19 protein-coding genes and 3 tRNA genes are annotated in these 19538 nt (G+C 58.8%); 15 read left to right on the forward strand and 7 right to left on the reverse strand.

Going from position 1 to position 19538, the window contains the following annotated elements:
* Positions 1-5: 5 nt before the first annotated feature.
* Positions 6-800: an SDR family NAD(P)-dependent oxidoreductase gene (locus tag AC8GFZ_RS03205; RefSeq protein WP_506642281.1), complete on the reverse strand. Its 795-nt coding sequence runs from the start codon at positions 798-800 to the stop codon at positions 6-8.
* Positions 801-1141: 341 nt separating this feature from the next.
* On the opposite strand from AC8GFZ_RS03205, the gene AC8GFZ_RS03210 reads away from it, so the two are divergent.
* Positions 1142-2095 (forward strand): NAD(P)H-dependent flavin oxidoreductase, encoded by a 954-nt coding sequence (locus tag AC8GFZ_RS03210; protein ID WP_506642283.1) that lies wholly within the window; start codon positions 1142-1144, stop codon positions 2093-2095.
* Between the two features lie 43 nt (positions 2096-2138).
* Here the strand turns inward: AC8GFZ_RS03210 and ppnP are convergent, their stop codons facing one another.
* The 4 genes from ppnP to AC8GFZ_RS03230 all read right to left on the reverse strand — a co-directional run bounded on the left by ppnP (position 2139) and on the right by AC8GFZ_RS03230 (position 4843).
* On the reverse strand, positions 2139-2456 hold the full coding sequence (gene ppnP / locus AC8GFZ_RS03215; RefSeq protein ID WP_506642285.1) for a pyrimidine/purine nucleoside phosphorylase: 318 nt from the start codon (positions 2454-2456) through the stop codon (positions 2139-2141).
* A gap of 2 nt (positions 2457-2458) precedes the next feature.
* Positions 2459-3763, reverse strand: coding sequence for an argininosuccinate synthase (locus AC8GFZ_RS03220; RefSeq protein ID WP_506642287.1), 1305 nt, complete (start codon positions 3761-3763; stop codon positions 2459-2461).
* 91 nt (positions 3764-3854) lie between these two features.
* A complete protein-coding gene (locus AC8GFZ_RS03225; RefSeq protein ID WP_506642289.1) occupies positions 3855-4433 on the reverse strand; it encodes a glycine zipper 2TM domain-containing protein in 579 nt (192 codons plus the stop codon).
* 47 nt (positions 4434-4480) lie between these two features.
* Positions 4481-4843, reverse strand: a complete 363-nt coding sequence (locus tag AC8GFZ_RS03230) for an arsenate reductase (RefSeq protein WP_506642291.1) — start codon at positions 4841-4843, stop codon at positions 4481-4483.
* Positions 4844-4898: 55 nt separating this feature from the next.
* On the opposite strand from AC8GFZ_RS03230, the gene folC reads away from it, so the two are divergent.
* From folC to AC8GFZ_RS03285, 11 genes are all read left to right on the forward strand, one after another.
* A complete protein-coding gene (folC, locus tag AC8GFZ_RS03235) occupies positions 4899-6185 on the forward strand; it encodes a bifunctional tetrahydrofolate synthase/dihydrofolate synthase (protein WP_506642292.1) in 1287 nt (428 codons plus the stop codon).
* An 11-nt stretch (positions 6186-6196) separates the two neighbouring features.
* On the forward strand, positions 6197-6916 hold the full coding sequence (locus AC8GFZ_RS03240) for an SPOR domain-containing protein (RefSeq protein ID WP_506642293.1): 720 nt from the start codon (positions 6197-6199) through the stop codon (positions 6914-6916).
* Positions 6913-7413 (forward strand): CvpA family protein, encoded by a 501-nt coding sequence (locus AC8GFZ_RS03245; RefSeq protein WP_506642294.1) that lies wholly within the window; start codon positions 6913-6915, stop codon positions 7411-7413. The genes AC8GFZ_RS03240 and AC8GFZ_RS03245 overlap by 4 nt, the downstream gene beginning before the upstream one ends.
* Positions 7413-8927: an amidophosphoribosyltransferase gene (gene purF / locus AC8GFZ_RS03250; protein WP_506642296.1), complete on the forward strand. Its 1515-nt coding sequence runs from the start codon at positions 7413-7415 to the stop codon at positions 8925-8927. Before AC8GFZ_RS03245 ends, purF begins: the two co-directional genes overlap by 1 nt.
* A gap of 3 nt (positions 8928-8930) precedes the next feature.
* On the forward strand, positions 8931-10142 hold the full coding sequence (locus AC8GFZ_RS03255) for an O-succinylhomoserine sulfhydrylase (protein ID WP_506642297.1): 1212 nt from the start codon (positions 8931-8933) through the stop codon (positions 10140-10142).
* A 71-nt stretch (positions 10143-10213) separates the two neighbouring features.
* A complete protein-coding gene (gltX, locus tag AC8GFZ_RS03260) occupies positions 10214-11629 on the forward strand; it encodes a glutamate--tRNA ligase (RefSeq protein WP_506642299.1) in 1416 nt (471 codons plus the stop codon).
* Positions 11630-11651: 22 nt separating this feature from the next.
* Positions 11652-11727: transfer RNA gene (locus AC8GFZ_RS03265), tRNA-Ala, on the forward strand.
* 24 nt (positions 11728-11751) lie between these two features.
* Positions 11752-11827 (forward strand) — tRNA-Glu (locus tag AC8GFZ_RS03270).
* A gap of 51 nt (positions 11828-11878) precedes the next feature.
* Positions 11879-11955, forward strand: a tRNA-Asp gene (locus tag AC8GFZ_RS03275).
* A 2-nt stretch (positions 11956-11957) separates the two neighbouring features.
* Entirely contained in the window at positions 11958-12203 is a 246-nt protein-coding gene (locus AC8GFZ_RS03280) for a hypothetical protein (RefSeq protein ID WP_506642301.1), read from the forward strand.
* A 244-nt stretch (positions 12204-12447) separates the two neighbouring features.
* Positions 12448-13341, forward strand: a complete 894-nt coding sequence (locus AC8GFZ_RS03285; protein WP_506642303.1) for a cobalamin B12-binding domain-containing protein — start codon at positions 12448-12450, stop codon at positions 13339-13341.
* A gap of 31 nt (positions 13342-13372) precedes the next feature.
* On the opposite strand, the gene AC8GFZ_RS03290 is transcribed toward AC8GFZ_RS03285, so the two are convergent.
* A complete protein-coding gene (locus AC8GFZ_RS03290) occupies positions 13373-14278 on the reverse strand; it encodes a DMT family transporter (protein WP_506642304.1) in 906 nt (301 codons plus the stop codon).
* A 100-nt stretch (positions 14279-14378) separates the two neighbouring features.
* Here AC8GFZ_RS03290 and AC8GFZ_RS03295 point away from each other — a divergent pair, with 100 nt between their 5' ends.
* From AC8GFZ_RS03295 to AC8GFZ_RS03305, 3 genes are read left to right on the forward strand one after another with little or no spacing between them, the layout of a single operon-like run.
* A complete protein-coding gene (locus tag AC8GFZ_RS03295; protein WP_506642306.1) occupies positions 14379-15785 on the forward strand; it encodes a phosphomannomutase/phosphoglucomutase in 1407 nt (468 codons plus the stop codon).
* 2 nt (positions 15786-15787) lie between these two features.
* Positions 15788-16831, forward strand: coding sequence for a lipopolysaccharide heptosyltransferase I (gene waaC / locus AC8GFZ_RS03300; RefSeq protein WP_506644209.1), 1044 nt, complete (start codon positions 15788-15790; stop codon positions 16829-16831).
* Positions 16828-18126 carry a 3-deoxy-D-manno-octulosonic acid transferase gene (locus AC8GFZ_RS03305; protein ID WP_506642308.1) on the forward strand — a complete coding sequence of 433 codons (1299 nt, stop codon included), beginning with the start codon at positions 16828-16830 and terminating at the stop codon, positions 18124-18126. The genes waaC and AC8GFZ_RS03305 overlap by 4 nt, the downstream gene beginning before the upstream one ends.
* 4 nt (positions 18127-18130) lie before the next feature.
* Here the strand turns inward: AC8GFZ_RS03305 and AC8GFZ_RS03310 are convergent, their stop codons facing one another.
* Positions 18131-19486 (reverse strand): TolC family outer membrane protein, encoded by a 1356-nt coding sequence (locus tag AC8GFZ_RS03310; protein WP_506642310.1) that lies wholly within the window; start codon positions 19484-19486, stop codon positions 18131-18133.
* Positions 19487-19538 lie beyond the last annotated feature (52 nt).

The following is a 19538-nucleotide window of genomic DNA, read 5'->3' on the forward strand; positions in this document are numbered from 1 at the left end:
GGTGCTTATCGGGTGGCGGCAATCAAACCGCCGTCCACCACGATGCTTTGTGCCGTGATGTAGCGGCTTTCGTCACTGGCCAAAAAAAGCACGGTGTTGGCCACATCCCAAGCATCACCCATGTGCCCGGCGGGGACTTGCTTGTGTCGATGCTCCACAAAGGCCTCAAACTGTCCGCCGGCATATTTATCGGCCAAACGTTTGACCAAGGGCGTGAAAACCAAGCCAGGAACCACGCAATTCAGCCGAATACCCTTGGAGGCATACAGTACCGCGGTTGTTTTGGTCAATTGCATCAGGGCTGCTTTGCCAGCGGCATACGCCACCTGTGGTTTGCCCACATATCTGAGGCCTGCCACTGAGGAAATGCTGATGATGGAGCCGCTGCCTTGGTTTTCCATGATGGGCAAAACCGATTTCATCGTCAGAAACGCTGTTTTGACGTTCAAATCCATTTGTCCGTCCCATGTTTCTTCGCTCATCTCAACGGGGCCACCCGGCTCAGACTGGCCAACGTTGTTGACCAAAATGTCGATGCGACCCAACATGTCCATGCAGCTCTTCACCATGTTTTGCACATCTTCAGCGATCGTCACATTGGCGGTCGTCACATGGGCTTTGCCACCTTCTTCTTCGATGATTTTTTGGGTCACTTTGGCGGCATCTAAGTCACGATCTACACCAAACACAGTGGCGCCTTGGCGGGCCAACAAAACGGCAATGGCTTTGCCGTTGCCCCAACCTTCGCCCCGAGTACCACAGCCGGTCACCAAAGCCACTTTTCCGTCCAGTCTTAGCATAGGTTGTCCAGTAAATTGAATTCGTTTTTCAAAGAAAAATGTACTTTTGATGGGCTGCCCGCCATACCATTGAAGGCTAGGCAACCCACCTGAAGATCAGTCAAGATACTAGATCGACTTTGGGACAAAGATGCTAGGGTTTTCGATGGGTCGCCAAAACTTCGAGAATCGCAGGATTTGTATCGATCATGCCCAAGCAGCTAAGTCCCACGACCCTGTTTGGCGTGGACATGTTGACCTGCCAGATCATGTTCTTGCGGACTCTTATATGATCGCTGCGCATTGTCAAACGCAAAGTTGCAATTGACACCCTGCCTTTTCAATCCTCTGAGGACCGTGACATGTCAAAACTCCCGCCTGCACTTGCTGCACTTCCATTCCCCGTGATCGGCTCGCCGTTGTTCATCATCAGCAACCCCAAGCTGGTGATCGCCCAATGCATCAACGGGGTGGTGGGTTCTATGCCAGCTTTGAATGCCCGTCCGGCCTCGCAGTTGGACGAATGGTTGGCCGAGATCACCGAGGCGCTGGCTGCGTACAACAAAGCGCATCCTGATCGTCCTGCCGCGCCTTATGCCATCAACCAAATCGTGCACAAAAGCAATGACCGTTTAGAGCACGACATGGCCTTGTGCGTGAAGTACAAAGTGCCTGTGATCATCACTTCTTTGGGGGCGCGCGAGGAAGTCAACCAGGCTGCTCACAGCTACGGCGGCGTGGTGTTGCATGACATCATCAACAACAAATTTGCCCACAAGGCGATTGAAAAGGGTGCGGATGGCCTGATCGCGGTGGCCGCAGGTGCAGGTGGACACGCGAGTGTGAAAAGCCCGTTTGCGCTCATCCAAGAAATCCGCCAGTGGTTTGATGGACCTGTGGCCTTGAGTGGTGCCATCTCCAGTGGTGGTGCCATTTTGGCGGCGTTGGCCATGGGTGCAGACTTTGCTTACATTGGATCGGCCTTCATCGCCACCGACGAAGCACGGGCCAGCGATGCCTATAAACAATGCATCGTGGACAGCAACTCAGACGACATTGTCTATAGCAACTTGTTCACTGGCGTTCACGGCAATTACTTGGCGCAGTCCATTCGGAACGCCGGCATGGATCCTGAGAATTTGGCGCAAAGCGATCCCAGCAAAATGGACTTTGGTGGCGACAAGTCCAAAGCGTGGAAAGACATTTGGGGTTGCGGTCAGGGCATCGGGACCGTTGATAAGGTGCAAAGTGCCGCCGCTTTGATTGACCAACTCAAGGCCGAATTTGCTGCTGCCAAGGCCCGGGTATTGGTTTGAATAGATTCGCCTCAGCCCCCGACGCGGCTGAGGTGATGCTGGATCAGCCGAAATGGCAAATGTAGTGGTAAGCCTCTGCCACCTTGATGTCAAACGACGAGTTGGCCGGCACTGAAAACTGGGTGCCAGGACCTGAGGTTTTCCACTCGTTGTTGCCAGCCACTTTGTATTCGCAAGAGCCCGCCACGCATTCCATGATTTCTGCGGCGGCAGTGTTGAAGGTGAGGGTGGCGGCCAGCACCACACCCACCGATTTTTTCTCGCCATTGGCCAAGGTGACGGTGTGGCTGACACACTTGCCATCAAAAAACACATTGGCTTTGGTGGCGACGCTGGCGCCTTGGAGTTGTTCGGTCACCATGGTCAGGCTTTCTTTTTCGAAGTGGGTTTGCGTGCAGGCGTGGCTTTGGCCGCACGTTCGTTTTTCAGGTTGGCGGCAATGCGCAAACGCAAAGCGTTGAGCTTGATGAAGCCTCCGGCGTCGGCTTGGTTGTAAGCGCCGCCGTCGTCATCAAAGGTGGCGATGCGGGTGTCAAACAAGCTGTCGGTTTTGCTTTCGCGGCCCACGCACATGATGGTGCCTTTGTAGAGCTTCAAGCGCACCTTGCCGTTGGCGGTGGCTTGCGAGGCGTCGATCAGGCCTTGCAGCAACTCACGCTCGGGGCTGAACCAATAACCGTTGTAAACCAGCCTTGCGTACCGCGGCATCAGGTCATCTTTGAGCGACAGCACTTCGCGGTCCAAGGTGATGGACTCGATGGCGCGGTGACCCGACAGCAAAATCGTGCCGCCCGGGGTTTCGTAGCAACCACGGCTCTTCATGCCCACATAGCGGTTTTCCACTTTGTCCAAGCGGCCAATGCCGTGCTTGCCACCCAAGGTGTTCAAGTGGGTCAGTACTTTGGCGGGGCTCATGCGAACGCCGTCAATCGCCACCACATCGCCGTGTTTGTAGGTGAGTTCAATCACCTGCGGTTTGTTCGGTGCTTTTTCGGGGCTGACGGTCAAGCGCCACATGCTGTCGTCAGGGGCGTAATTGGGGTCTTCCAAAATGCCGCCTTCGTAGCTGATGTGCAGCAAATTGGCGTCCATGGAGTAGGGCGCAGGGCCTTTGCGTTTGGCGCCATCGACGGGAATGCCGTGTTGGTCGGCGTAGCGCATCAGCTTTTCACGCGAGAGCAAATCCCATTCACGCCAAGGCGCGATGATCTTTACATTGGGCATCAGGGCATAAGCGCCCAACTCAAAACGCACTTGGTCATTGCCCTTGCCGGTGGCGCCATGGCTGATGGCGTCGGCCTTGGTTTTGCGGGCGATTTCTACCAAGCGCTTGGCAATGAGTGGGCGGGCGATCGAGGTGCCCAGCAGGTATTCGCCTTCGTACAGCGCATTGGCGCGGAACATGGGGAACACAAAATCCCGCACAAACTCTTCGCGCAGGTCTTCGATGAAGATGTTGCTGGGCTTGATGCCCATCTTGATGGCTTTGGCACGGGCCGGTTCAATTTCCTCGCCTTGGCCGATGTCGGCGGTGAAGGTGACCACCTCGCAGTGGTATTCGTCTTGCAGCCATTTGAGGATGATGGAGGTGTCCAAACCGCCAGAGTAGGCGAGAACAACGCGTTGCGGGGCTTGAGTTTTGCCAGAAGCTGGCTGGGTTTTACGCATGGGAAGCACCAGTGAAAAATCAAAGGCGCGATTCTAGGCCAAGCCCGCCCAGAGGGCGTTAAAAAGGCCGCGGGTGCGGCTTGATGGGGTTTTAGCTTTGCGGTGCAGAGCCCATTGGAGGAGCGCCGTAGGGCATACCCACTGGCGGAGGTGTGATGAAGGTCGGCGCGGGCAGGTTCGCAGCGCCGGGGGGCGGGGCCATGGGGGTGATTTGCAAGCGCACCGAGGGGCCTGGGTCTTGCGGCATTTGAACGCTGTATTGCTTGCCAGCAAACTCGTAGATCACGTTGTATGCGGTGGTGCGGTTTTCATAAAAGACTTGGTTGGTGCAGTTTTGCACATTGCGCACCTCGGGGGCAGGTGATCCTTCGACTTTATCGCCCATCAAAGCGCCGCCAATCAGGCCCAGCATGGTGGCCGCATCGCGACCAAAACCTTGCCCCACGTTGTTGCCAATGGCGCCACCAGCGATGGCACCCATGAGCGCGCCAGCGCCAGATTTTTGCCCCGGGCTGACCACTTGGCTTTGGGTACAGACCTGGCGGGGCACTGCCACCTGTTGGATGATGGGGGTTGACGAGATCACCCGGCCGACCTCTTGCGCTTTTGCAGCAGGGGCCAGGACGAACCCCAGGGCTGCAGCCAGGGAAAAGTAACTCAATGGTTTCATGTTGACCTTCCGGTGAAATTTAATTGACTGAATAAAGCAAAAAAAGGCTATCGATCAACAACGCTCTGCCAAGCTTGCAGGTTGACACCGATCACCACCTGGTGGCCTTTGACCACCACGGGGCGCTTGACCAAGCTGGGCCATTCAAGCATGAGTTGTTGGGCTGAGGCGGCGTCTATGACCAGCGCTTGGGTGGCCGCGTCCAGACCACGCCATGTGGTGCCTTTGCGGTTGAGCAAAACCGTCCAGTCCACTTTGGACAGCCATTGCGACAAGTGTTCAGCGCTCAAGCCTTGTTTTTTGAAGTCATGGAAGTCGTGGGGCACTTGGTGTGCGCTCATCCACTCGCGGGCTTTTTTCACGCTGCTGCAGTTGGGGATACCGTAAATGGTGATGGGGTTGCTGTGCATGTCCCGAATGATGCCGCATTTTCAAGGCCTTTGGGGGCTGGTTCACAATCTCGGCATGAATCTCACAGACTGGCTGGCCCATTGCGAAAAACTGCACCCCCACAACATAGCCATGGGCTTGGAGCGCGTTAGACAGGTGGCCCAGCGCTTGGATTGGCACTGGTCTTGCCCGGTGGTGACGGTGGCGGGCACCAATGGCAAAGGCTCAACCTGCGCCATGATCGAGGCGGTGTGCCGCCAGTCGGGTTATCGCACCGGGGTTTACACATCGCCCCATTTGGTCCATTTTGAAGAGCGATGCCGCATTCAGGGGCAATCGGTGGAGGCTGCCCATTTGGTGCCCCATTTTGAGCGGGTCGAGCAGGCGCGCCTGGGCGAATCACTGACTTATTTTGAATTCACCACGTTGGCCATCATGGATTTGCTGTGCCATTCAACGTTGGATGTGGTGGTGCTGGAGGTGGGTTTGGGCGGTCGATTGGATGCGGTGAATGTGGTCGACGCGGATGCCGCGGTGATCACCTGCATTGATCTGGACCACACCGAATGGCTGGGCCCTGACCGAGAGTCGATTGGCCACGAAAAAGTGGGCATTGCGCGGGCTGGGCGGCCTTTGATCGTCAGCGACCCGGTGCCTCCGGCGAGTGTGTTGGCCCATGCCCAGGCCATTGGAGCCGACCTGTGGCTGCATGGGCGTGATTTCCATTTCAGTGGCGATCGCCAACAGTGGCACTGGATAGGGCGTGATCGGCGTTACCACGGACTTGCCTATCCAGCCCTGCGGGGTGCCAATCAGTTGCTCAATGCCAGCGGCGCATTGGCCTTGTTTGAGGCCCTGCGCCAGCGCCTGCCGGTGACGGCGCAATCGGTGCGCAATGGTTTGGCCTTGGTCGAGTTGACGGGCAGATTTCAAACCCTTGCAGGACAACCCACGTTGGTGTTGGACGTGGCGCACAACCCCCATTCGGTCGCTGCTCTGTTTCAAAACCTGGATGCGATGGGTTTTTATCCCCAAACCCATGCGGTTTTCGGAGCCATGGCCGACAAAGACCTGGTCGCGATGATGGCCCGCATGACCCCCGTGGTGACCCATTGGCATGTCTGCGATCTGCCCATCCAGCGGGCTGCCACAGCAGAGCAATTGGTCAACCTTTTGAACGGCTTGTCTGGGGTTGATTCCAAGCAGGTTTTTGCCCACGCCAGCCCGACCCAAGCCCTGGCTGCAGCCCAAGAAAGCGCAGACCCCACTGATAGAATTGTTGTTTTCGGGTCATTTCTGACCGTGGGGGGCGTGATTGAAAACGGCTTGCCCAGCCTGAACGCCCCGCATTTGAATAACTGATTCACCCACTCATGGCATTTTTTAAATTTCGCATGCCCGGTCGGGCCACTGCCACCCAAGCGGCAGCGGCGGCTGAAAACGCAGCGGCTGAAAGTGCTGAAGTTCTGCGTGAGCGGGCGCGTCATCGCTTGCTCGGTGCTGCAGTGCTGGTGGTCGTGGCCGTGATTGGCTTCTCATTTTTGTTTGATACCCAACCGCGCACGGTTTCGGTGGACATCGCGGTAGAGATACCAGACAAAAACAAGTCGCGTTCCCCTGCCAAACCTGTTGAGGCCCCGCCAGCCGCAGCCTCAACCCCATCACCCCTGGCCCCTGAGCAAGGACTCAGCGCCAAAGAAGAGGTGGTGGCCCCCTCGGCAGCAAATGCGACCAAAGCTGCCCCTGCTGTACCGGTTGCGCCTGCGCCGAGCCCGCCACCATCCACCAAGCCCGACACTACCAAGGCTGAGGCACCCAAAACCGATCCCGATAAACCACTCACCGCAGAAGCCAAGGACGGCACCGCGCGCTTTGTGGTCCAAGTGGGTGCCTATGCCGATGCCGACAAAGCGCGTGATGTTCGACGCAAGTTGGAAAAAGCCGGTTTGAAAACCTATACCCACGTCGCTGAGACCAAAGAAGGCAAACGCACACGCGTGCGTTTGGGCCCGTTTGCCACCCGTGAAGAGGCCGATAAAGCCGCAGATAAAGCCAAGCAACTTGAGTTCACACCGGCGGTTTTAACCCTGTGAACTGGGACGGCCCACAAATCCTGGATTTGGCTGTGGCTTCGGTCATGGTGATATCTCTGGCTTTGGGCTTGTGGCGGGGCTTGTTGCGCGAGGTGCTCTCGCTGCTGGGTTGGGTGTTGGCGTTTTATCTGGCGCAAGCGCATGCGGTCACGGTGGGTCAGTGGCTGCCCATGGACGGTGCCAACCCGGGTTTGCGTTTGGCCTGTGCTTTTGTGCTGGTGATGCTGCTGGTGCTCATCGGTGTGGCGATCGTGCTTTGGCTGGCCAAAGCCTTGATCACCGTGGTGGGTCTGGGTTGGATTGATCGAATTTTGGGGGGCTTGTTTGGTTTTTTGCGGGCCATGGTGCTGCTCTTGGCGGCCAGTGCTGCGTTGTCTATGACGCCCATGCAAAATGGAGCATGGTGGCAAGATTCGCACAGTGGTCCCTTGCTGTCACAGTTTTTGGTTTGGGCCAAGCCTTTGTTGCCTGCTGAATTTGGAAAGTACCTTCCCTGATGTGTGGAATCGTCGGCGTTGCCAGCAACGCACCTGTGAACCAGTTGATTTATGACGCCTTGCTGCTGCTGCAGCACCGTGGCCAAGACGCGGCGGGCATCGTCACCCAATTGGAGCGCAAGTTCTTCATGCACAAGGCCAAGGGCATGGTCCGGGATGTTTTCCGCACCCGCAACATGCGCGCCTTGCCGGGCCCGATTGGATTGGGCCAAGTGCGCTATCCCACTGCGGGCAACGCCTACAGCGAAGAAGAGGCCCAACCCTTTTATGTGAATGCCCCATTTGGTTTGGTGTTGGTGCACAACGGCAACTTGACCAATGCTCAGGCCCTCAAGTCGGAGCTGTTCTCCGCCGATCACCGCCACATCAATACCGAGAGCGACTCTGAAGTGTTGCTCAATGTCTTGGCCCACGAGTTGGAGCACACCACCCGTGGTTTTTCCTTGTCTGCTGAGCAGGTTTTTGCGGCTGTGCGCGGTGTGCAAAAGCGCATCCGTGGCTCTTATGCGGTGATTGCCATGATCGCGGGGCATGGTTTGTTGGCCTTTCGCGACCCCTGCGGCATCCGTCCCCTGTGCATGGGACGAAGTTCTGACGGCACGGTCATGTTGGCCAGTGAATCGGTGGCTTTGGAGGGAACGGGCCATCATTTTGAACGCAACATCGCACCTGGCGAAGCCGTGTTCATTGACCTACAAGGTCAGGTACATGCCCAAGTTTGTGCGGACGCGCCGCTGCTGAGCCCGTGTATTTTTGAATTCGTCTATTTGGCCCGGCCTGATTCGGTGTTGGACGGCATATCGGTGTATCAAGCACGTTTGAATTTGGGTGAAACCTTGGCCAAACGGGTCATCTCCACCGTGCCGCCCAATGAGATCGATGTGGTGATTCCAATCCCAGAGTCCAGCCGCCCCAGCGCCACACAGTTGGCGCATTTGTTGGGCTTGCCCTACCGCGAGGGTTTTGTGAAAAACCGCTACGTGGGTCGCACCTTCATCATGCCTGGACAAGCTGTTCGCAAACGGTCTGTGCGCCAAAAACTCAATGCCATCGTGAGCGAGTTCAAGGGCCGCAACGTGCTGTTGGTGGACGACTCCATTGTGCGTGGCACCACCAGCCGCGAAATTGTCCAAATGGCCCGTGATGCGGGTGCCCGCAAGGTCTACATGGCCAGTGCTGCGCCACCTGTTCGCTATCCGAATGTCTATGGCATCGACATGCCCACCCCTGATGAATTGGTGGCCTATAACCGCACGGTGGAAGAAGTACGGGTCATGATCGGCTGTGACGCTTTGATCTACCAGGACGTGGAGGGCATGAAAACGGCGGTGCGCAATGCGGCTTCCAACCCCTCCAGCATCCAAGGCTTTGATGCCTCCTGCTTTGATGGGGTGTATGTCACAGGCGACATCACCGCCGCCGACATTGCCCGCATGGGCGCTCAGCGCAGCGCCCAAGATGAAAACGACACCGATGGCTCACGCCTGACCCTGCCCAACCCAGCCACCGCTTGACCCATGTCTGATAAAACATCTTCATCCGATTTACACCGTGACACCCAGTCGGTGCGTGCCGCTGTGGCGCGCAGCCAGTATGGCGAAAACTCGGAAGCGCTTTACCTCACCAGCGGCTATGTGCAGCCGGATGCGGCCACCGCGGCGCGTCGATTCGCCGGTGAGGAAGAGGGCTATACCTATGCCCGTTTAGGCAACCCCACGGTCAGCAGCATGGAGCAACGCTTGGCCGCTTTGGAGGGGACTGAAGCTTGCATTGGCACGGCCTCCGGCATGGGCGCCATTTTGCTCATGTGCATGGGCTTGCTCAAAAGCGGCGACCATGTCATTTGTTCGCACTCGATGTTTGGTTCCACCATCAAACTGATTGGCGGCGAGTTTGCCAAGTTTGGCGTGCAGTCGACCTTTGTGTCGCAAACCGATGTGGGTGAGTGGCAGGCGGCGGTCAAACCCAATACCCGCCTGTTGTTTGCCGAAACGCCCACCAATCCGCTGACCGAGGTGTGCGACATCGCCGCCTTGGCCGATGTGGCGCACCGCGCAGGTGCCTTGTTCGCGGTGGACAACTGTTTTGCCACGCCGGTGTTTCAGCGTCCCGTGGAAATGGGGGCCGACCTGATCGTTCATTCGGGCACCAAGTACTTGGATGGTCAAGGCCGTGTCATGGCGGGCGCCCTGTGCGGCACCAAAGCGCTGGTCAATGACGTGTTTGGACCGGTCATGCGCAGTGCAGGCATGACCCTGGCCCCCTTCAATGCCTGGGTGATTTTGAAGGGCATGGAAACCCTCAACATCCGCATGCAAGCCCAGTCAGATCAAGCCCTGCGCTTGGCCCAGTGGCTAGAAGGCCACCCCGCCATTGAACGCGTGCTCTACCCCGGTCTGGCCAGCCATCCCCAGCATGCTTTGGCCATGGCCCAGCAATCGGGTTCGGGTGGCGCGGTGTTGTCCTTTGTGCTCAAGGCCGCTGACCCCGAGCAAGCCAGAGCCCGGGCCTTCCATGTGATGGACAGCATGCAAACCCTGTCCTTGTCGACCAACCTGGGCGATGTCAAAACCCTGGTGGCGCACCCGGCCAGCACTTCGCATGGCCGTTTGTCAGAGGCCCAGCGGCAATCTGCTGGGATCGGACAGGGCTTGGTGCGCGTGGCTGTGGGCTTGGAGCACATGACCGACATCCAGGCCGACTTGGCCCGCGGTCTCGACAGCTTGTGAGCAAGCCCGCGTTGGACGCGGGTGTGATCCTTGTGAGCCCCTGATGAATTTGATGCAAAGACTTTGACCCCATGACCACCCGCGTTCGAACCCGCTTCGCCCCGTCCCCCACGGGCTTCATCCACTTGGGCAACATCCGTTCGGCCCTGTACCCCTGGGCATTTGCTCGCTCCAAGCACCACCCCAGCGGGGGCGACTTCATTTTGCGCATCGAAGACACCGACCTTGATCGCTCTTCACAGGCTGCCGTCGATGTGATCTTGGAAGGCATGGCGTGGTTGGGCTTGGACACCGACGAAGGCCCCTACTACCAAATGCAGCGCATGGACCGTTACCGCGCGGTGCTGGCGCAAATGCAAGCCGATGGCTTGGTCTACCCCTGCTACACCAGCGTGGCCGAGTTGGACGCCATGCGAGAGCGCCAAATGGCGCAAAAGCAAAAGCCCCGCTATGACGGCACCTGGCGCCCGGAGCCCGGAAAAACGCTGCCACCCGTGCCGCCAGGGGTTCAACCCGTGCTGCGCTTTCGCAACCCGGTCGAAGGTGCGGTGGTGTGGGAAGACAAAGTCAAAGGGCGCATCGAAATCAGCAATGCGGAACTCGATGATTTGGTGATTGCCCGGCCCGACGGCACGCCCACCTACAACTTTTGCGTGGTGGTGGATGACATTGACATGGCCATCACGCATGTCATTCGCGGCGACGACCACGTCAACAACACCCCACGCCAGATCAACATCTTTCGCGCGCTGGGTGCAGAGCCACCGGTGTATGCCCATTTGCCCACGGTGCTCAATGAGGCCGGCGAAAAAATGAGCAAGCGCAACGGTGCCAAGCCGGTCACCCAGTACCGTGACGAGGGCTACTTGCCCGACGCCATGATCAATTACTTGGCTCGACTGGGTTGGAGCCATGGCGACGATGAAATTTTCAGCCGCGCGCAGTTTTTGGATTGGTTCAACCTCGACCACTTGGGCAAAAGCGCCGCTCAATTTGACGAGGCCAAACTGCGCTGGGTCAACGCCCAACATTTGAGGGCCATGGACCCAGAGGCCTTGGCAGAAATCGTGCGCCCCCGATTGACCCAGCGTGGCATGGCGCCAGACCAAAACCTGGCGGGCATTTGCGCCTTGTTCAAAGACCGTTGCGACACCACCGTGGCCTTGGCCGATTGGGCCGCGGTCTTTTACAGTGATGTGAATGTCGACGCGGACACCTTGCAGCCCATGCTCAGCCCGGTGGTGCGCCAAGCCATCGACGCCTTGGCCCAATCACTGGCGCATTGCGAATGGACATCTTCGGAGGTGGCGGCTCAAATCAAACCCGTGCTTGCACATGCAGGCATCAAAATGCCTCAATTGGCCATGCCAGTGCGGGTCTTGTTGTGCGGCCAGGCACAAACCCCATCGTTGGATGCGGTGATCACTTTGTTCACCCGTGAGCGTGTTTTAGAAAGGCTGCAGAAGGCCCACAATTTCGGGCTATAATTTCGCTCTTCGATACCACCACGGGGGTATAGCTCAGCTGGGAGAGCGCTTGCATGGCATGCAAGAGGTCAGCGGTTCGATCCCGCTTACCTCCACCAGTCGTATCGAAGCGTCCAGGTTTTGACCCTATCGTCTAGAGGCCTAGGACATCACCCTTTCACGGTGAGTACCGGGGTTCGAATCCCCGTAGGGTCGCCAAGTTGTCTTCACTTGGTTGCGTGCAAAGCGCAACGCAAGAAGCACCTACCAGGAGTGGTAGTTCAGTTGGTTAGAATACCGGCCTGTCACGCCGGGGGTCGCGGGTTCGAGCCCCGTCCACTCCGCCAAAATGGAAAAGCCGTTGTTTTTACAACGGCTTTTTTCTTGGTCTTTGGCGTTCATGGCTACCTGCACCATCAGCTTTTCACGCCGCAAGGATTGGCACTTTATCTTGGGTGCCCGCACTGAAGTGAGTCTTCAAAAGTGCTTCTGGAGTGGTTTGTCTGCCTTTGCACGGCAGGTGATTTGTACAAAAACTAATGACTTTCCCTGGTTTTCAAAACCATCACTTGACGCGATGCGGCTGCGGCTTTAAAACCCGCAGGTGATGTTTACCTCCAAGGCATTTGGAGGCCTCAGGTGGTTTGGCACAGGGCTCGGTCATGACGTTGATTTTTATGCATTCAAACCGTCGGTGATGCACAAACTGGTTGGCTCAAGCCAGGTGTCCACTGTTTCTTTTGGAACTTTCAAAGAGAGAGCTGACAGATGGACCATTTATTGACCCCTGAATCTGGCACTGATGTGTATGCGTTCATGCGCATGAGATTGGCTTGCACATGAGCCGGCGCAGCCTCACCCCCCATGCCCCCAGCTTGGGGGACGCCCAATGTTGGTCCGATGGTGTGGTTCCCATGACCTCTGTGCCTGGGGGATTGACCGCCAATGCCCAAGGCGGGCTGAGCTGGCTGCTCAACACCCTTGAAAAAGAGGTTTTGCCGCGTTTGCTGCAGGCCCATGCCCACAGCGAGGCCGGGCCCGATAAGCGACCAACCATCACCGACAACGATGTGCCCCACACGGTGGTGCAACAGCTGGTGCAAATGGCCTTGACCAACGACACCGCCGATATGCTGGCCTATGTCCAAGCCATTCACGCCCAAGGCGTGGCTTTGGAGACGGTGTATTTGCATGTGCTCACGCCGGTGGCGCGCACACTGGGTGAAATGTGGGAGCGCGATGAATGCAGCTTCACCGATGTCACCGTGGGTTTGTGGCGCATCAAGCAAGTCATGCATGAACTCAGTCCCACCTTTCAAAGTGTGGCCCAAGAGCAGTCTCACGGGCGCGAGGTCATGCTGGTGCCCACGCCGGGCTCGGCGCACAACCTGGGTTTGTTCATGGTGTCGGAGTTTTTCAGGCGCTCCGGTTGGCGGGTCAGCGGTGAATTGTTGTCGCAACCGAGCGACATGCTGCATGCGGTTCAAAAGGATTGGATCGATTTGGTGGGCTTGTCGGTGGGCATTTCTGACCACGTGGCGCCTTTGGCCGATCTGATCAAGGCATTGCGGGGGGCATCGCGCAACCCCGCTTTGCAAGTTATGGTGGGTGGGCCTTTGATGCTGGCCCACCCCGAGTACGTGTCGTCGTTGGGGGCGGATTTTATGGCGGTGGATGCCCCAACCGCTGTAAATCAAGCAGAAGCCCGGGTGCCCATGCGCAACCCGCGCTGAGCGACAGGGGTGAGCAGGGCCGGTGCCCAAGTCAAGTTTTGATTTGACTTTTGGGTCCGCTCCACAGACCGCTGGCCAAGGCCGTGCCGAGCAAAATGATGGCGCCACTGAGCAAGTGCACCAAGCTCAAGCTTTCATCAAACAGCACGGCCCCCAGCAGGCTGGCAAACACCGGGATCAAATAGGTCACCGACATGGCTTTGGTGGCCCCAATTTGGGTGTTCAGTTTGAAGTAGAGCGCATAGGCGGCTGCGGTGCACACGATGCTCAGGGCTGCAATGCTGGCCCATGCATGCCAGGGCGGCATTTCGGCTGGCCACAGCCACCAAGTGGGAAGTGCCAATAAGGCGGTGGCCCCCATCAAGCTGCCGCAAGCGGTGGTCAATGCAGACACCGCGCGCAAATGACGTTGCGCAAAGCAGGCGGCCAAGCCGTAAAAAAAAGTCGCCATCAAAATGGCTACTATGCCCCAGGTGGAGGCTTGTTCACTCACCGGGGTAGCCGGATCGCGGCCCAGGGTCAACACCGCTACGCCTAAAAAACCAATGGTCAGGCCCAGCCAGCGGGATGAAGTCGGGCGGTCTTTCAGCCAAAGCCAAGCCAGCAAACCGCCAAACAAGGGCGTGCTGGCGTTCAAGATGGAGGCCAGACCAGTGCTCATTTCATGCACCGCATAACCCAACAATGCAAAAGGAATGGCTGAGTTGATACAGCCCATGAAGAAGGTGTTGCGCCAATGGAGCCGCATTTCAGCGAACAGGCCTTTGGCATAAATCACCGGAAGCAACACCAGCGTGGCCAGGCCCACCCGCAGGCAAGCCGTGGGGATGGGCCCAAAAAACTCAGAGCCCCAGCGCATGAACACAAACGAGGAGCCCCAGATCATGGACAGGAGAAGAAAGGACGGCAGCCAACTGCGCAAGGGTGGTGTGTTCACAAGTGGGTCATGATAGCGGCCACATGGCCGAGCTTCACGTCTGGTTGCACAGGGTGTGGAGCCCTGAGGTGGGGCAGGCCTGCCTCTTACAATCGCGCCCATGAAAACCGACCCCCACGCCTTCAAAGCCTATGACATCCGGGGCCTGGTACCCAATGCATTGAACCCCGACTTTGCCCGTGCTTTGGGCCGGGCCTTTGGCCACCAAGCTGCGGCTTGTGGTGAAACCATGGTGGCCGTGGGTTGTGATGGCCGCTGGAGTTCGCCCAGCCTCAGCGCGGCCTTGGTGCAAGGTTTGGTCGATGTGGGCATGGTGGTGATTGACGTGGGGATGGTCACCACCCCGATGTTGTACTTTGCCGCGCACACGCTGTGCCGCAGCGGCATTCAGGTCACGGGCAGCCACAACCCCAAGGATTACAACGGTTTCAAAATGGTCTTGGCTGGGCGCGCCATTTATGGCGAGGACATCCAGGCTTTGCGCGCCACCATGACCGATGAAAGCTGGGTCTTGAAAGCAGGGGGACTGGTGCGCTTGATGAACCTGATCAAGCCGTATACCGACCGCATCTTGGGCGATGTGCGTTTGACTCGGCCGATGAAGATCGTGATCGACAGTGGCAATGGCGTGGCGGGCGCTTCTGCGCCTGGGATTTTTCGTGCCCTGGGCTGCGAGGTCATCGAATTGTTCAGCGAGGTCGATGGGCAGTTTCCCAACCACCACCCCGACCCGAGCAAACCTGAAAATCTGAAAGACCTGATCGCCGCCTTGGCCAACACGGGCGCCGAGCTCGGCTTGGCTTTTGATGGTGATGGCGACCGCTTGGGCATCGTCACCCGCGATGGCCAAAACATTTATCCCGATCGGCAAATGCAGTTGTTTGCCCAAGATGTGCTCTCACGCGTGCCCGGAGGCACCATCGTCTACGACGTGAAATGCTCGCAACGCTTGGCCCCAGCCATTCGCGCGGCCGGCGGTGACCCACTGATGTACCGCACCGGGCATTCCTTGATCAAAGCCAAGATGAAAGAGATCGACTCGCCTTTGGGCGGGGAGATGAGCGGACACATCTTTTTCAAAGAGCGCTGGTTTGGCTTTGACGATGGCACGTATGCCGGTTGCCGTTTGCTCGAGATTTTGAGCCGCTCGCCAGACGCCAATGCGGTACTTTTGGCCTTGCCCACCAGCCATTCGACGCCAGAACTCAATGTGCCCTGCGCTGAAGGCGAGCCGCACCGCGTGGCCCAGGCTTTGCTCGAAGCGGTGCAAGCCGGGCGCTTGCCGCTGCACGCTGGCGTGGTGGCGCCCAGTGTCTCGGGCATTGACGGCGTGCGGGTGGATTGGGCGGACGGATTTGGCCTGATCCGCGCATCCAACACCACCCCGGTGCTGGTGCTGCGCTTTGAGGGGCAAACACCGGCTGCTTTGGCGCGCATCCAGGGCGACATGATGGCTTTGCTCACGGCGGTGAAACCCGATGCTGCCGTCACGGAGTCAGCGCATTGAGGGTGTTGGTCGTCAAGCTGTCTTCGCTGGGCGACGTGATCCAAACCCTGCCCGTTTTGCACGATATTCAGGCTCTGCACCCGCAGGTTCAAATCGACTGGGTGGTAGAAGAAGCCTTTGCCGACCTCTTGCGGTCGGTACCCAGCATTGCGCGGGTCATCCCGATTGCCCAGCGGCGTTGGCGCCGCGCCCCTTGGTCTGCTGATTCGCGCCAAGGGTGGAAGGCTTTTTGGGCGGATTTGCATCAACAGGCCTATGACGTGGTGATTGATTTTCAAGGCCTGATCAAGTCGGCCCGGGTGGCGCGCGGGGCGCGATTGGCCCCAGACGGCTACAGCGTGACCTATGCCAACGCCAGCGATTGGTGTGCTTATGAGTGGCCTGTGCGTTACCTGCTTTCGCGCAGCGTGCCGATGGAAAAAACCATCCACGCTGTCGCCCGTTACCGCAGTTTGGCCGCCCGTGCCTGGGGCCAAGAGCCTTCAGGTGTGTTGTCACAAGCGCCGGTTTACCCCTGGCCCCTGCCAGCGCCCACCCAAGCCCCTTGCGTGGTGCTGGCGCATGGCACTACCCGTGCTGACAACGCCTGGCCGATGGCCCATTGGCAGGCCTTGGCCCAGCGGTTTTTGGCCCAAGGTTGGACGCTGGCGGTGCCCCAAGCCAATGACAGCGAAGCCCAATGGGCGGCCCAATTGCAATCCATCTTGGGCCCCGCTTGCCAAGTTTGGCCCCGCATGGGCTTGGCCGATTTGCGCGATCGCATGGCCCAGTGCAGCGGGGTGATTGGGGTGGATTCGGGGCTGGGTCATTTGGCCGTGGCACTCGATTTGCCCACCGTCATCATCTTCAGCCAACCCCGGGTGGCACGGGCCGGGCCAGTTGGTCGTGCGCACCAAACCGCGGTGGGCGGCGACCATGCGCCCGACGCCCCAGCGGTGTGGGCGGCGTGGCAAAGCGTCGCCGCGCAATCGCAGCGCGTGGCCAACGGTTTGATGCCCCATCCATCGGGGCTGGTGGCCCATTCCCCTGCGCCCACACCCCCATGATGCGGTTTCTCTACAGCCTGCTGGTGCGCGCCATGGTGCCGCTGCTGCGGCGCAAACTGGCGCTTCGCGCCCGCAGCGAACCCCTGTATGGCCAATGGGTGGAGGAGCGCTTTGGGCGTTATGAGGGCAGGGCCCAGCCCGGTGCTTTATGGGTGCATGCCGTGTCCCTGGGTGAGACCCATGTGGCGGCTGTGCTGATCGATGCCTTGCGCGCCAAGCACCCGGGTTTGCGCTTGTTGCTCACCCACAGCACCGCCACTGGGCGCGCGCTTGGGCAAGGCTTGCTTCAAGCGGGCGATCAGCAGGCATGGTTGCCTTGGGACACCCCGGCTGCAGTGGATGCTTTTTTGCGCCACTTTCAACCATGTGTGGGGGTGTTGATGGAAACCGAGGTCTGGCCCAACTTGTCTGCCGCCTGCGCCCAAGCCGGTGTGCCCTTGTTGTTGGTCAACGCCCGCATGAACGAGCGCTCTCACCGTTTGGCCCTGCGTTGGTCGGGCTTGGCCAGGCCTGCTTATGCAGCCTTGCGTGGTGCATGGGCCCAAAGTGATGCCGATGCACAGCGTTTGCGCGAGGTCGATGCGCCGGTCTTGGGCGTGCTGGGTAATTTGAAATTTGACGCCCAACCGACCCCTGCCATGTTGGAACTGGGCCGGTCTTGGCGCACTGGCCTGAAGCGTCCTGTGGTGATGTTGGCCAGTGCCCGCGAAGGCGAGGAAGCCATGTTGCTTGATGCCTTGCAATCCCAACCCGGCGCCCTGGATGCGGCGCATTGGCTGATCGTGCCGCGCCATCCCCAGCGCTTTGATGCGGTGGCTGCTTTGATCGCCGCCAGGGGTTGGCAGTTGCACCGTCGCAGCCAATGGGGCCCCGGGGGGCCCGCACAGGTGGCCCTGAGCGCGGAAGGTGCGGGAGCGGTCGAGCCGGATGCCAGCCTGTGGCTGGGCGACAGCTTGGGCGAGATGGCGGCTTATGCGGCGCTGTCAGATGTGGCTTTGTTGGGGGGCAGTTTTGCGCCCACGGGCGGTCAAAACCTGATCGAGTTGGCTGCATGCGGCTGCCCGGTGGTGATGGGCCCGCACACCTTTAATTTCACCCAAGCGGCCGAATCGGCCCAAGCCTCGGGTGCAGCGCGGCGGGTTCACGATGTGCCCGCGGCTGTGGCGCTGGCCTTGGAATGGTTGGCCCAACCCGCATCGCGTGAGCAGGCGAGTCAGGCCAGTGTGTCGCTGGCGTTAAGCCACCAAGGGGCAGCGATGCGCACGGCCCAAGCCCTGGGGCCATGGCTGGCTTGACGGTTTACTTGGCCAGCAGGTTGTTGACGATTTGCAGGTCTTCGGCCTTCAAGCTGCCATTGGACTGGCGCAGTTTGAGGTTGCCCAAAAGCACGTCGTAGCGCGCTTTGGCCAAGTCGCGCTTGGTTTGGAACAACTGGCTTTGCGAGTTCAGCACATCGATGTTGATGCGCACGCCCACGCTGTAGCCCAGTTTGTTGGCATCCAAAGCCAATTGGCTGGAGTCTTCGGCGGCTTTCAAGGCCCGGACCTGTCCCAAGCCGGAGACCACGCCAAAGTAGGCCGAACGGGTGGCCTGGGCCACGCTGCGCTTGACCACCTCCAGATCGGCTTGGGCCTTGTCTTCCAATTTCAGGGTTTCTTTGATGCGGTTGTCGCTGGAAAAACCGGAAAAAATGGGCAGGGTGACCAAGACGCCGATCGAAGAAATACCGATGTGGGAATTCACTGGTGTGGTCGTTCCAGATGTGGCGGTGCCATCCAGGTTCAGGGTATAGCTGTAACTCGCTTGCAAGTCCACGGTGGGCTTGTGCAAGGACTTGGCTTTGTCCACTTCCAGCTTGGCCACCTCCCAATCCAGAAGGGCTTTTTGGATACCAGGGTGCATACGCTCAGATTGGATGACCCATTCGTCCACATTGGCCGGCGCTGGGGAGGGTAGGTCATTGATGTTGACCAAGGGCTTGGGCGAAACGTCTTTTTTACCCACCAACATGTCCAAGGCCATGCGCTTGACGCGCAAGTCGTTTTCGGCCGCGATTTCTTGGGCGATCACCAGGTCATAGCGGGCTTGCGCCTCGCGGGTATCGGTGATGGTGGCTGTGCCCACTTCAAAGTTGCGTTTGGCCGAAGCCAGTTGTTCATTCACGGCGATTTTTTGTGCCTTCACAAAGGTCAGGCTGTCTTGGCTGGCGAGCACGTCAAAGTAGGCTTGGCTCAGGCGCACCATCAGGTCTTGTTCGGCACTGGCCAGCACCGAATATGCTTGTTCGCGCTGGCGTTTGCCTTGCACATAGGCGGCCACGTTGGCGGGGCGGTACAAGGCCTGGCTGGCAGAAATGCTGGTGGTTTGGGCACCATAAATTCTGTCGTATGTGGTGGCGGCATTCGGAGATAAGGCGTCAATCATTCCCACAATGTTGGAGCGCGATACCCCTGCTGTTGATGTCACCGTGGGCAAGATGCCGGCAATGGCCTGATCGGTTTTGGACAGCGTGGCGTCCATCTGGGCTTTGGCCGATTGGTAGGTGGCGTCATAGCCGCGGGCGGCGTCGTACAACTCAATCAGGCTTTGGGCCTGGGCCCAGCCGCTCAGGCCCAGCAGAACCGCAGCGTGAACGGGGAGGTGGCGAAACTTCATGGGGGTCCTTGGGGTGTTCAAGATATCCGTTGGGGGCAGTGGACTTGGCGGG

It is taken from the genome of Limnohabitans rimovensis (SeqCode), from assembly GCF_965234775.1.
Lineage (GTDB): Bacteria > Pseudomonadota > Gammaproteobacteria > Burkholderiales > Burkholderiaceae_C > Limnohabitans > Limnohabitans rimovensis.